This window comes from Sphingomonas sanguinis NBRC 13937, from assembly GCF_001591005.1.
In the GTDB taxonomy this organism is placed as follows: Bacteria; Pseudomonadota; Alphaproteobacteria; order Sphingomonadales; family Sphingomonadaceae; genus Sphingomonas; species Sphingomonas sanguinis.
Map to the genome: position 1 here is coordinate 25,343 of NZ_BCTY01000036.1, position 13,022 is coordinate 38,364.

Here is a 13,022-nt window from a genome sequence, read left to right on the forward strand (position 1 = left end):
CCGCAAAAGCAGGGCACCAGGTCCTGGTCTGTCGCCGACGCCGCACCAGGGCCCGCAACTCCGTACTTGCCGCGCGACAAATGTCCGACATATCGTTCGACGCAATGGGCGGCACCGAAGCCAGCCACGCCAATGGGAGAGAAGTCGGATGACGGCCACGCATTGTTTTCTGCGCATCCTGCCGCTGCCCATGGCGATCATTGCGCTAGGTGGCGCAGCCCCTGCCGCAGACCCGGAGCGCGACACGATCGCTGCGGCATTGCGTGACGAACTGTCGCTCGCCGGGCCGATCCGCGGCAGCCTGACCCTACCGGAGAGTACCGCCGAACTCCCCGCCCTGGCCGCTCGCCCGGACATGACCGCCGCGCGGATCACATGGCGCTCCTCAGATGCGAAGGTCATTTCCGCCACCAACAACCGCCACGGCAAAGACGTCGTTCGCAAGGGCTTCGTCTCACGCGGTCGGACCGACCGCCGGGTTCGCCTCACCGCCACCGTCACCCTTCCCGGCCGCCGCCCGATCGACGTGCCGCTGGACGTCACCGTGCTCGCCGCCCCCCCGGCCGCATTGCCGCCCTCCGCCTATGTCTTCGCCTATTTCACCGGCGACAGCGTCGAGGGCGAAAAAGTGCGCTTCGCCGTGTCCGACGGCAATAACGCCTTGCAATGGAAGACGTTGAACGACGCCGAACCCATTCTCCAATCCACGGAAGGCACGCGCGGGCTGCGCGATCCCTTCATCATGCGCTCGGCCGAGGGCGACCGATTCTTTCTGCTCGCCACCGACCTGTCGGCGGGCCGCACCGGCTGGGGCGGGTCGACCGACCAGGGCAGCCACTATCTCGAAATCTGGGAATCGACCGATCTCGTCCACTGGGGCCAGCAGCGCCATGTCCGGGTCAATTTGCCCAATGCGGGCATGACCTGGGCCCCCGAGGCGAGCTACGATCCCAGCATCGGCGCCTATGTCGTCTACTGGACTTCGACGCTCTACAAGGACGCCGCGCATAAGATCCCGGACGGCAACGGCCCGCAAATCCTGAGCGCGGTCACCCGCGACTTCCGCCACTTCACCCCGCCGACGCCCTGGTTCAAATCCACCGATGTCCCCGGCGCGGTGAAGGACAGGGGGATGATCGACGCGACGGTCCTGAAGGACGGAGACCGCTATTACCGCTTCACCAAGATCACCGACACCGATGGCTGTCCGTCGGCCGATATCCTGGCCCAGGTCTCCTCCTCCCTCCGCGCGACTGGCGACTCCGGCGCATGGCGGATCGTGGACCGCTGCATCGGCCGCCGCGCCGGCACGCCCGAGGTGGAGGGGCCGACCGCGTTCCGCGCCAATCCCGGCGATGCCAGCGGCTTTCGCTATTTCCTGTGGGTCGATAATTATGGCGGGGTCGGATATATCCCGCTCGCCACCCATTCGCTCGACGGCAAGATCAAGTGGACCATTCCGCGCGGCTTCCACCTGCCCCGCTCGCCGCGCCATGGCACGGTGCTGCCGATCACCGCGGCCGAGCGCGATGCGCTGGTGGCGCACTGGAACCCGGCCCCGTCCCAGGCCCAGGGCGCCAGCCTCACAGATCGCTGGGTCGTGCCGCCGGTCCTGGCGTCGGGGACACGATTGCCCGTGCCCGATGGTCGTGGCGTTCGCTGGCGCGCCGATGGCGGGGCCGTGAGCGACGGCATCCTCACCAATCCCGACGGCAAGGAGCACCTCGTCCATCTGGAGGGCACACTGACCCTGCCGGACGGCACGACGCAGACCAAGCGCTTCGCCGTGACGGTGCTGGGCGCCGACGCGCGTCGCCTGCGGGCCTATAGCCGTACGCCCACCACGGCGGAGGCCGTGAACCAGCCGACGGTCGCCCGCAGCGTCCATCTGGCGCTGACCGACGCCGATGGCCAGGCCAGTCCGCTCAACGACGATTATGGCGTGCTGTTCGCAAAGGGCGACCCGATCGGCCTCGACCAGATCGCCCTGCGCGGCGTGGCCGACCCGTCGCTCTTCCATTTCGCCGATGGCGCACTGGGCGTCATCGCAACGCGCGTCGACATGGCAGGCAAGCCCGACCCCGATCCGACCGCGACCCTGATCTTTCGCAGCGATCCCCGGCGGCCCGCCGACTTCACCGAACTCGGTACCCTCGACCTGGGCCCGGCCAACGGCGTGGCAAAGCCCCGAGCCGTCTGGGATTCGGCCGCCGGGCGGTACCTCGTGTCATGGACAGACCGCACCGGCCAGTCGCGCTGGACGACCGTGACCGATCTGGCGCGGACGGAGGACCATGACACACCCTATGGCAGCCGCCGCTCCAGCGTTGTCTCTACGGGCAATGTCGGCGCGGTTCGCGCGGGGGCCATCGCCACCACCGATGGCGACACGCTCGCGATCGCGCCGACCACCGCAACCACGCTCGCCAACCGTTTCGGCCGAATCGTCAACGTCACGGCCCAGGTTGCGCCGCAGACCGTCTCCCGCCGCCAACTCGCCGCGCTGAAGGCCGTGCGCGCCACGCTGGGCTATTCGGATGGCTCGACCGCCACCCGCGCGGTCGACTGGGACGCCGTCGATCTCGCCAAGCTCGACCGCCCCGGCCGCTATTTGGTCCACGGTACGGTCCGCCAGCGCCGCTATCCGGCGATTCTGGCCTATAACCGCGCCGATCCCAACATCTATCGCTGGGAGCGTGATGGCCGCGTCCGTTATCTCTTCACCGCAACCGACGACACGAACAACGACAATGTCGGCTCCGCGCATCTGCCGCTCCGCATCGCCGACCGGATCGAGGACCTGGCCGACGACAAGGGCGGCCGCGCGCGCGAGATCGACGTGCTCAACCGTCGCACGCGCCGCGACCGGACCAGCGAGGGGCGCGTGATCGCGGGCTGCTACTGGGCCCCGGAAATCCATGAGATCGGCGGTCGGCTGTCGATCCTCTTCGCCCCCTGCTTCAATCCCAAGGACGACCAGTCGAGCGAGGGCGGCCTATGGTCGCGCGTCCAATCGCACATCATCCAACTGCGCAAGGGCGGCGATCCGGCCAATCCCGCCGACTGGTCGCCGCCGTCCGCGATCCTCAAGGCCGACGGCACCCCGCTCGGCCGCATTGGAATGCCCAATATCAGCCTGGACATGACCTATTTCACGATTGGCGGTCAGGGCTATTACGCCTGGTCTCAGCGCTATATCCCAACATCCGGCCCGCTGGGCGATCCGCTGACCTGGATCGCCAAGGTCGATCCCACCCACCCGACACGGCTGGCCGGGGCCCCTGCCCCGATCATCGTGCCCGAGACATCGGTCGAGGAAAATCTGGCGGAGGGCGGCTTTGCGCTCGCCCATGACGGCCGGGTAACGCTCGTCTATTCCAGTTCCGGGGTCAGCCCCACCTATGTCGTCAACGGCATCTCCGCCCCGCTGGACGCCGATCTGACGCGGAGGGATGTATGGCGCAAATGGTCCGCACCGCTCCAGAAGAGCATGCCAATGCCCGCCGGCACCATCGACTATCGCCGCTATGAGCAGGGACCCGGCCACGGCGCCTTCACCACCGACGAGGACGGCAACCCGCTTTATGTCTATCACAGCTGGGGCAACGGCGTCGGCGGCGACGGACGTGACGCCCGCGTACGCCGCATTCACTGGGCAGCCGACGGCCGCCCCCTGCTGGACATGACCCAGGACGAGGAGGTCGCCCCCGCCAACCGCCGTGTCACGATGGCGGTGACGGTCCGCTGATCCGCCCCGCAAGCTGACGCGCAAAAATTCATGCCGCAACCGCCGCACGCCGGTGGTCTCAAGAGTGTGGAAATCGGGCCGATCGCGCGGGAAACTGCCTGATTGCTCTGTTCCCCGCGCCGTGGCTGGGCAGACGACTCAAAAAGCGACATTCAGCCGTCGTTCGAATGGTAGGCAGGGGATTGAGGCTTCCGGCGGAGGTGGGCGTTTATCCGATCCCGGATGTACTCCCACCTTGCCTACGAAGATGCATTGCGGAGTCCGACCTGACCCGCGCGGCGATATCCAATCGTGCTTAAAAGCGAAACAACGCGCCAATGTAATAGGCGCGGCCGTTTTCCAGTTCCTCGCTCAGCAAGCCAAAGCCGGGACCCGTCACGCGCATCGGGCGATTGTCGGACAGGTTCTTGCCCTGGGCCACTATTGTGATGGCCTGCGACAGCCGAACGCGGACCTGCGCATCGAAGACATCGCTGGCCTTGTACCGAATATCCTGGGTCGGGTCGGTGGTCGACACCGTCAGCAGGAGAGGCGCCAGGTGGTTCCACGCGCCTTGCACGGTGACGGGGCCGATCGTGTAAAAGGCACGAAGGTTACCGACGACATTTGCGCTTTCGATCAGGCTCGACAATTGACGGCGCGTGCCGTTCGTCATCATCACCGACGGCGGCGTGGGGTCCAGCAGGGTGAGGTTGGCCGCAATGCCCAGTCCGTCCATCGGGCTCGGCAGGAATGAGAAGCGGGTGACGACCGCGTTCAGTTCGACGCCCCGGATCACCGTCCCGCTGGCGTTGATCGGCTGGGTGGTGGTGACCTGCGTAATGACCCCGTTATAGGGTTGGAGCGCGGTATTGCTGACCGTCAGGATCTCGTTTCGAACTTTTTTGAGGAAGCCCGCCAGCGAGATCAGGACATCCCGGTTGGCATAATATTCAAGGCTTACGTCGTAATTGTCGCTACGTCGGGGCTGCAACTGCGCATTGCCGCTTGTGATCGAGACAAAATTGGTCCCGGAATTGATGGCGATGGTCTGCCGGCCCGCCAGATCGCTATAATTTGGCCGCGCAAGTGTTCGGCTGAACGCCGCGCGGGCGCGCAGCGTGTTTGTCACGTTCCAGTCGAGTTCCGCCGACGGCAGCCAATTGTGATAATGCTGCGATTGCTGGCCGTAGGTAAGCGTCGTGGTTTTGCCGACCGTGGTAAAGCCGTTCGACCCGGTCGTCAGATCGGTGCCCTCATACCGGATTCCGGCGGTGACCCGCAGATCGTCCAGCACATAGCGACCTATGGCATAGGCCGCCTTGATGTCTTCGGTCAGCGTATAATCAGATTGCAGGCTGGCTTGCGCGTTCGTTGTATTCGCAACGAACTTGGTGGGGTTTGCGGTGAAGAACGCCGTGACCGCAGCGGGGTCGAAGAACATCACGGTCTGACCGCCGCCATTATAAGGCGTGTAGCGCTGCGGCGCGGCAAAGGTCGACAATGGCGCAGCCCCGGCGATCGGCGCATAATCACGAACGTTACGATCATACCGGCGATCAACGAAGCGGGCGTACAGCCCTATGGCCGCTCCAAATCCGCGATCTTCGCCCGCCATGTTCATCCGCAGGTTCGCCCGCCCGGTCAGCGCCTTTTCCTTCTGATCATCGGGCGCAATCTGATAATCATAAAAATTATAGTTTGCGGGGTTGAACACATAGCTTGGCGCGGCAAAATTGAACTGAGGAAACCGCCCTGGCGTAAGCGTATAGGTATAAGCGAGGTTGGTGCCCGCCGGAATGCGAAAGACCGAGGTGGTGGCATCCTGATGATAGGTGGCGATCGCGTAGTTCACGCCCAGATCGGCCGCGATATGATCGCCTGGATTCAGCTCACCGTGAAAATCGGCATATTTAATGCCCCGCTTCTGAAAATAATGGGAATCATCGTCCTGTGCATAGTTGCCGCTCAGGACGGTGCCGCCAGCGGGGGTGACGCCCGTGATATAGGTGTATTGGTTGGTGGCGGCGGTTACGGCTGTGTTGGGCGTGACACTGTTAGCCTGCCGATCCTCGTCATTGCTGTGGTAGAAATCGGCAAAGGTCAGGGCCGCTTTGAACATCACATGATCGTCGAACTCCAACTTGGCGAGGCCGCCATAGCGCTGACGCAGATTGTCATAGTGCAGCCAGCGGCGGACCGAAGGCACGACAGCGGCGTTGCTGACATCGGTCGTCGCCGAGCTCAATTTCTGGCCGGTGATCGGATCGACGTAGAGCGGCGCCGTGCTGGCGGAATCGAGCGAGGCACTGACGCGCCGGAAATAGCTGCCCGCGACGACCACGCCGAACTTGTGGTCCGGGCCAAAGGTGGTCGCGCCGACCAGTTCGGCCTGACCCGATGGGGTGTTACCGCCGCGCGTGCGCTCGAAACTCCAGCGCCCCATGTCCGCGCGACCGCCCAGATATGGCTTACCGCCATTATCGAACGCGCTGCGCGTCCGGAGATTGGCGATACCGCCGATCGCATTGGCGTTCATCGCCGCATCCATCGACTTGTAGACGTCGACCCGCGCGGCCAGCGACGATGGGATGACGTCCAGCGAGACGTTGCGGCGGGAGATTTCGTTGGCCGGCAGCGGCACGCCATCGATTTCGACAAGGTTATAGTCGGCATTGAGGCCGCGGATCGACAGGAATTGCGCTTCGCCGCGACCATTGTTCTGGATGGTGGAGATGCCCGGAACGCGCGTCAAAGCCTCCCCCAAGCCAAAGTCCGGCAGCGTCCCGACCTCGTCTGAGCTGATGCTGTCGGAAATGACGGAGATTTCGCGCTTGGCGGCGATGTCCTTTTTCGCCTGCAGCCGCGCGCCGGTCACGACGATATCGCCCTCCTTCTCGGAACCGGCGACGGGCGGCGCCCCAAGGTTCGCCGTCTGGTCGGGCGCGAACCTGCTCTGTGCAACGGCGCTGCACGGCAAGGATGCGGACAGAAGCAGCAGCAAGCGAAATTGTGATCGAAACGCCATGGCGAATCCCCCTTGGAATGACATGATCGCGTCATTTAATCACTATAGGTGACATAACCGTGACGGCGCATCGAGGGTGACGCGGCGGACGCGTTAAGGGAGGGATATGGTGATGTTTCTTATAGGTTTATTGGCCATGGCCGCGACGGCGACGACACCGGATCGCCTTTATGCCTGCGGCGACGATCAAGTCCGCGAACTGCGGATCGTGGGCGATCGCGCCATCGAGTCGTGGCGCTGGACGGCACGCGAGGCGACCGACCTGCCCGCCGAGTATCGGGCGACGCTGCTGAGGCATATTGATGATTGCAAGCCGATGGACGATGGTCGCGCGCTACTCGTCACCGCCTCGACCGGCGCAACGGTGCTGATCGATCGGGCGACCGGCGTGAGCCTGTTCCGCGCCAAGACGCCGATGGCGCATTCGGCGGCGCTGCTGCCCGGCGGGCTGGTCGCGGTCGCACTGTCGATCGATCCGGCGGGGGACCGGCTCGAACTCTACGACGTCCACCGCAGCGAGATGGCATTGCAGAATCTGCCACTGCCGTCCGGGCATGGGGCGGTCTGGGACGCCAAGCGCACGCGGTTGTTCACATTGTCGCACGATCTGGTCCAGGCTTTCCGGCTCGATCCGACCGGGCCGTCTCCCCGGCTCGTGGAGACGGCGCGCTGGCCGCTGCCGGGGCGGCGCGACGGGCATGACCTGTCGCAGACGCCCAATGGCGACTATACCGTCACTACCGATGATGGCGCTTGGTCTTTCAACCCCGATGACGGCAGCTTCCAAGCCATCGCACCGCTCAACCCCAAGTTGCGCGTCAAGGCGGTGAGCGCGATGGGCAATCGCATCGCCTGGGTCCAGGCCGAGGAAAGCTGGTGGGCGCACGGCTTCACCATTATGACCGCGCAGGGCACCGCCCCGCGCCGCATCCAGGTGGAAGGGCTTCACCTCTACAAGGTCCGATGGATTCGATGCTGCAATTGCCGACCACCATCGCCTATCCCGACACGGGGACGACCGTCCCGCTATCGACGAACGGCGGGATGATCGCCGCACCTGACGATCACACCATGTTCGCGCTCGATGCTCTTGCGACATTCGTCGCAGCGCTGCTCGTTGCCTGTCCGGTCGCAGCATGGTGCGTTTGGCCGCAGCGGCGTATCGCGCCGATCCATCCGAAGGACATCCGCACATGAGTCATGGCTTCGCGGGCCAGTTCGCGCCTGCATTTCTACGGGAAGACGGGCGCCGTACCGCGACCGACAACGAGCGTGTGGTGATGGCGCTCCTCCACCGGACCGGCACAGCCTCGCGCGCCGACCTCGCCCGCGCGACGGGCCTGACGGCGCAATCGATCACGCGCCTCGTCGATCCGCTGATCGACCGCGGCCTGCTCGTGGAGGGCGCGCCCCAGATTGCCGGCCGCGGCAAGCCGAGCGCCAAACTTCGCCTAAACGCCGATGCCGCCTTCGCGGTCGGTGTGTCGGTGATGACCGACGCGGTGTCACTGGTGCTGATGGACATGACCGGCGCGATCCGGGCGCGCGCCGACGCACGGCTGCTGAGCGTCGACTTCGCTCGGGCGGCCGCGCAAATCGCTTCGCTGGTCGACGCGACGGTGATCAAAGCGGCGCTCGATCCGGCGCGACGGATTGGCATCGGTGTCGGAGTGACCGGCTATTTCATCGGCGACGGCGCACGGCTGAACCCGCCGCCCCAGCTCGACCCATGGGCACTGATCCCGATCGATACGATGCTGGCCGAACGGCTCGGCGGCCCGGTCTGGGTCGACAATGACGGCAACGTCGCCGCGGTCGGTGAAGCGATGCTGGGCGCGGGTCGGATAACGAGCGACTTTGCCTATCTGTATTTTGCTGTCGGCTTCGGCGGCGGGGTTATCGCGGGTGGCGCACAACTGCGTGGCAGCCATGGCAATGCCGGCGAGTTTGCTTCCGTCCTGCCCAAGGGCTGGCCGCAGCCCAATCTTGAGAATTTACGCCTCTATCTCGCAGCCCAGGGTCAGCCCTATGACGACCTTCATGCAATGCTGGCCACATTCGATTCCGCCGATCCGCTGATCGACGGCTGGCTGGATATCTGCACGCCGTCGTTCAATCTGGTCGCCTCGGTCATCTCGGCTACCCTCGACCCCGACCTGATCGTGCTCGGTGGTCGTTTGCCGCCCGTACTCGCCGAGCGGATCATAGCACGCATCCGGTTAACCAACCCCGAGCGGCGTGGCCATCATCGCCCCGCGCCCAGGATCGTGCCATCGACGATCGGTCCCGATGCCGCGGCAATCGGTGCCGCCATGCTGCCGCTGCGCACAGCGTTCTTTGCCTGATGATGTCAGGCCGCAGCGAACAGTGACTGGTTCTCCGCTATTTGGGCAGACACCTTAGCCCCATTGAAACGGTCGACCAAGTTACGAACCGCTGCGCGCCGGTGTCCCACGACGTCCTGAAAGCCGAGAATTCGTACGTCCGGTTCTGCTAAAACCGGTCGTCCCCGCGCCAGCATCGGAACGGCGTATGTGGGTCGCCAGCCGACGCTCACCGCCTGATTGGAGCGATGTTCTGTCCCGCTCTTTGAGACCTAGCCTTCGACTTCCTGCATCGTGCGCTACGAATATTCCATTGTGTCCGCCAGAATGCGTATACTGCCAAGCTCCCCAGCAGAGTCAGTGCGACGCCGGAAACACTCATGGCTAGCTTCCAGAGAACACCTCCGGTCTTGGCAGCGTGGATCGGATAGAGCTTCTCGCGGATCGAAGACCCAGCGCCTCCCTCAGCGGGATCGGCGTGGTCCAAGATCGCCAGCGTGACGGGATCGGCATAGATGAAGGTGCGACCATTCGGGGTCCATTCGAAGGACTGCCGCAGCCGGAGGACGATGGGCGCCCCGGTCTTTCGCGGCCATTGCAGGCGGCGGAACTCGGCACCCGGGAACGTCGCCGCTGCAGCCCGGAAAAGCGGCGCCAGATCGCGGTGGGCCGGGACCGCGCGGCCCCCCTCCACCTTCGGCGGGTGCAGGCGCGCTTCGGCGATCAGGCCACCGCCCAGGGCGGGAAACACCATCAATACCCCCGTTACCATCGAGACGAGCAGCAAGGGCGCAGCCACCACGCCTATATCGCGGTGATGGTGGACGATCGCACCGGACTTCATCGTCGCGGGCCAAGCCCGCAGGCGAAAACGCCGCCGGGTTCGCCACCACAGCACCACCCCCGTGACGACGAAGAACAGCCCGACCAAGCCGGCGATGCCGGTGATCGTCTCCCCCGTATCGCCGATCAGCAGGCGATGATGGAGATCGAACAGCCATAGCTCGGGCCGTTGCCACGATGCCGACCAGCGGGCGACCGTCTCCCCAGCCTGGCTGAGATAGGCGCCGCCGCCGTCTCGGAAGAGCACCTGATGGACGCCGAGCCCGTCACCCGCGAACGTGATGCGGTCGATCGGTCTTCCCCCGCCTGATACCAGTCCGGCAACCTTCGCCAGCGCGGCCGGATCGGCACGCACCGGATCTCCCGCATGCGCCACGAAGGTGAGCTCGTCCCGCCACACGAGCAGCGTGCCGGTCAGCCCCAGCACCGCGAGCAACAGGCCGCCGATCGCGCCGATCCAGCGATGCAGCAGGGCAAGGATATGCATCAGAACCCGGCCTGCCAGCTCAGCGTGAAGTTGCGCCCGCGCCCCGTGTAGAAGCGGGCATTGTCGGTCGGCCCCTGCGTGTCGCTGTAATAGGTGACATAGTCGGTGTTGCCGAGATTCTGGACGCTCAGCATCATGCGGCCGATCGGCAGGTCATAGGCGGCATAGGCGTCGAACAACCGGTAGCCGACGAAATCATTGGCGATCGGCTGCCCCTGGAACCGGCGCGACAGATAATAGCGGCCCTGCACGCGCGCGCTGAAGCGTCCGCGGGCATAGTCGATGCTCAGGTTGAGCCGGTCGGGCGAGATGTTGGCACCGTCGAGATCGGCGTCCATCCTGCCGTCGCCATTGGTGTCGGTGCGCCCGCTCACATGCGCGAAGCCGGTGGCGAGCTTGAGCCCCGGCAGCGGGGTGCGGACGGCGAGGTTCATCTCCAGGCCCTCGATGTCGATCGGCTGGCGCAGGACGTTGAATATGCCGTCGCTTGCGCGCACCAGCACCTGGCCCAGGTCGCTCGACGACCAGTAATAGGTGGCACTGGCCTCCAGCGGCCCTTGGTTCACCTCGACGCCAACCTCACGGTTGTTGGACACGACAGGCGTCAGGTCGAGGAAGTCGGCGATGCGGATATTGGGTTGGCTGATGCCGCGCAGGACGCGCCCGATGTCGGCGATCGTATAGCCTTCCGCATAGCTGCCATAGGCGCGAATGCCCTTGATCGGCTCCACCACCACGCCGCCGTTCCACAAGGCACGCTTAAACGACGGCTTGCCGCCAGTGACTGCCCGCGCATTCGCGCTGGCAAGCGTCGTATAATCGGGAATGTCGAGCTGCACATTCTCGTAGCGCACGCCCCCGGCGATCCGCACCACGCCATCGAACAGCTTGAGATTGGCCTGCCCGAACGGCGCCAGGCTGCGGAAGTCGGTCTGCGGCACCCAGGCGCGGCCGGTCTGGACGAGATCCTGTTTGGTGCGATCGATCAGCGCGTCGAACCCCGCGGTCAGAGTCAGCGCCTCAAAGCCCGGCACGGCACGCTCGTAGCTGATCTTGCCGCCGATCTTGCGCGATACGTTGCGCGACTGGTCGAACAGCGTGCCCACCGGCGCGATCCGCGCGTCTTGGAACGTCGCCAGGATACCGCCGGCGAAGGTATCGCTGGTGCGGTTGTAGAAGCCTTGCAGCGTAAATGCCCCGCCCGCCAGATCGCCATCGGTAAGCGAGGCCGACACCATCTCGGCCAAGCCGGTGGAGGGCTGGCCCGGCGTCTGCCCGCGCCGGCTGGTGGCGGGAATGCCCAGCGCCCGGTTGCCGTCGACAGGCACGTAGTGGTTGTTGCCTTCCAGCCGGAAGCGGTTGGCGATCACCTCGATGCGCGCGATATCGGATAGGTCGAAGCCTGCCCGGCCGAAGAAGGAAAGGCTGTCGGTATCCTGAATCTCACTCTGATTGCCGTCGAGCCCGATGCGGCGCCCGCGCCCGTCGAGGAACACGCCGCGCCGCTCGAAGGCCGCGCCAGCGGTGGCATCGAACCGGCCGCTGCGGACGCTCACCAGGCCGGCGACCTTACCACCGAGCGAGTCGCCGGAGAAATCATTGCCGCTATTTCCCTGGAGCAGGGTCCGCCCGCTCCAGCCATTTTCCTTAGGCGCGCCGACGATGACCTGATTGACCACACCACCCGTCGCCCCGATGCCTTGCAGAGCGTTGGAACCGTAGATCACTTCAACGCGATCGATGAAGAAGGGATCGATGGTGTATCCGTCACGCGCGCCGTCGCGGATCGGCGTGGTCTGCGGGATGCCGTTGATCGCGTAGAGCGGCGATCGGCCGCGCAGCGTCTCGCCGAAGCCCGTGATCTTCTCGCGCGTCGGCGAAAAGGACGGAAGCAGCGCGGACACCGCATCGACGGTCGAACCGGACACCACGACCTGGCGCGACAGCGTCTCGCGATCGATGACGTCCACCGTCAGCGGCAGTGCGCTCGCCGGCAAGTTGGTCCGTGCGGCGGTCACCACAACATCCTCGCGCGCGCTTTCGAGCGCATCCTCGCCAGCGTGGCCGTCCTGCGCCTGGGCACTTCCCGTCCAGATGGTAGCGGCGGCAATCACACCGATGGCGAACTTCATGGTCTTCCCCTTTCGCAGGGGGCGATAGAAAAGAGCCGCTTAATTTGCAACAGCCTCGCATTAGCATAGCTTTATGCGATTCCGCCTTCTGTCGCCAAGCGCCGTTCGGGTGCCATCCTTCGCAATCGCTTCTGGACAGGTGATCCATCAACAGAAGGGCCGAAATCGGGCACAAAGCCGAATGCCGGGATTTCGTGATTTCATTGGCGGGTCTTAGGGTCCGGAAGGTGCACCGCACGGCATCCAGCCTGCGGTTGAAAAAGGGTCCCCGGCCGCCTGATCGGTCGCATCCAGGGCGGCATGAACACGAAGCTTCATGCTCTTGCCGATGCGAAGGGACGCGCTAAAGTCCAAGGACATACAAGCTTGCATCCCAGGTCGGAAATCCCGCACCGAGCCCGTCAGATCGGACAAGCGCCGCTACCGCCGTCTTCTCCGCCATCACCCTCGCCGGAGTCATCATCTTCTGGCGGTGCTCAAC

7 protein-coding genes and 1 pseudogene are annotated in these 13,022 nt (G+C 64.9%); 5 read left to right on the forward strand and 3 right to left on the reverse strand.

Translation table 11 applies throughout. The features are described from left to right. Positions 1-148: 148 nt before the first annotated feature. A complete protein-coding gene (locus SSA01S_RS13705) occupies positions 149-3,748 on the forward strand; it encodes a family 43 glycosylhydrolase (RefSeq protein ID WP_082795091.1) in 3,600 nt (1,199 codons plus the stop codon). A gap of 295 nt (positions 3,749-4,043) precedes the next feature. On the opposite strand, the gene SSA01S_RS13710 is transcribed toward SSA01S_RS13705, so the two are convergent. Beyond that, entirely contained in the window at positions 4,044-6,755 is a 2,712-nt protein-coding gene (locus tag SSA01S_RS13710) for a TonB-dependent receptor (protein ID WP_061780794.1), read from the reverse strand. A gap of 136 nt (positions 6,756-6,891) precedes the next feature. Here SSA01S_RS13710 and SSA01S_RS13715 point away from each other — a divergent pair, with 136 nt between their 5' ends. The 3 genes from SSA01S_RS13715 to SSA01S_RS13720 all read left to right on the forward strand — a co-directional run bounded on the left by SSA01S_RS13715 (position 6,892) and on the right by SSA01S_RS13720 (position 9,100). Continuing rightward, positions 6,892-7,803, forward strand: a complete 912-nt coding sequence (locus SSA01S_RS13715; protein ID WP_206379096.1) for a DUF6528 family protein — start codon at positions 6,892-6,894, stop codon at positions 7,801-7,803. After that, the gene (locus tag SSA01S_RS19575; protein WP_156477810.1) at positions 7,800-7,952 is read left to right on the forward strand and encodes a hypothetical protein; all 153 of its coding nucleotides are present in this window, start codon (positions 7,800-7,802) and stop codon (positions 7,950-7,952) included. Before SSA01S_RS13715 ends, SSA01S_RS19575 begins: the two co-directional genes overlap by 4 nt. An 83-nt stretch (positions 7,953-8,035) precedes the next feature. Next, on the forward strand, positions 8,036-9,100 hold the full coding sequence (locus SSA01S_RS13720) for an ROK family transcriptional regulator (protein ID WP_244885685.1): 1,065 nt from the start codon (positions 8,036-8,038) through the stop codon (positions 9,098-9,100). Between the two features lie 208 nt (positions 9,101-9,308). On the opposite strand, the gene SSA01S_RS13725 is transcribed toward SSA01S_RS13720, so the two are convergent. Both SSA01S_RS13725 and SSA01S_RS13730 read right to left on the reverse strand, forming a co-directional pair. Beyond that, positions 9,309-10,409, reverse strand: coding sequence for a PepSY-associated TM helix domain-containing protein (locus SSA01S_RS13725; RefSeq protein WP_061780796.1), 1,101 nt, complete (start codon positions 10,407-10,409; stop codon positions 9,309-9,311). After that, entirely contained in the window at positions 10,409-12,541 is a 2,133-nt protein-coding gene (locus tag SSA01S_RS13730; RefSeq protein ID WP_061780797.1) for a TonB-dependent receptor, read from the reverse strand. Before SSA01S_RS13730 ends, SSA01S_RS13725 begins: the two co-directional genes overlap by 1 nt. 224 nt (positions 12,542-12,765) lie before the next feature. Between SSA01S_RS13730 and SSA01S_RS19190 the strand changes: the two are divergent. Next, positions 12,766-13,022: pseudogene (locus tag SSA01S_RS19190) on the forward strand (hypothetical protein); the annotation flags it as partial.

Excerpts from the sequence above, each read along its gene's own strand:
- SSA01S_RS13705 (WP_082795091.1), top strand. The coding sequence starts at position 149 with ATGACGGCCACGCATTGTTTTCTGCGCATCCTGCCGCTGCCCATGGCG.
- SSA01S_RS13710 (WP_061780794.1), bottom strand. The coding sequence starts at position 6,755 with ATGGCGTTTCGATCACAATTTCGCTTGCTGCTGCTTCTGTCCGCATCC.
- SSA01S_RS13715 (WP_206379096.1), top strand. The coding sequence starts at position 6,892 with ATGGCCGCGACGGCGACGACACCGGATCGCCTTTATGCCTGCGGCGAC.
- SSA01S_RS19575 (WP_156477810.1), top strand. The coding sequence starts at position 7,800 with ATGATCGCCGCACCTGACGATCACACCATGTTCGCGCTCGATGCTCTT.
- SSA01S_RS13720 (WP_244885685.1), top strand. The coding sequence starts at position 8,036 with ATGGCGCTCCTCCACCGGACCGGCACAGCCTCGCGCGCCGACCTCGCC.
- SSA01S_RS13725 (WP_061780796.1), bottom strand. The coding sequence starts at position 10,409 with ATGCATATCCTTGCCCTGCTGCATCGCTGGATCGGCGCGATCGGCGGC.
- SSA01S_RS13730 (WP_061780797.1), bottom strand. The coding sequence starts at position 12,541 with ATGAAGTTCGCCATCGGTGTGATTGCCGCCGCTACCATCTGGACGGGA.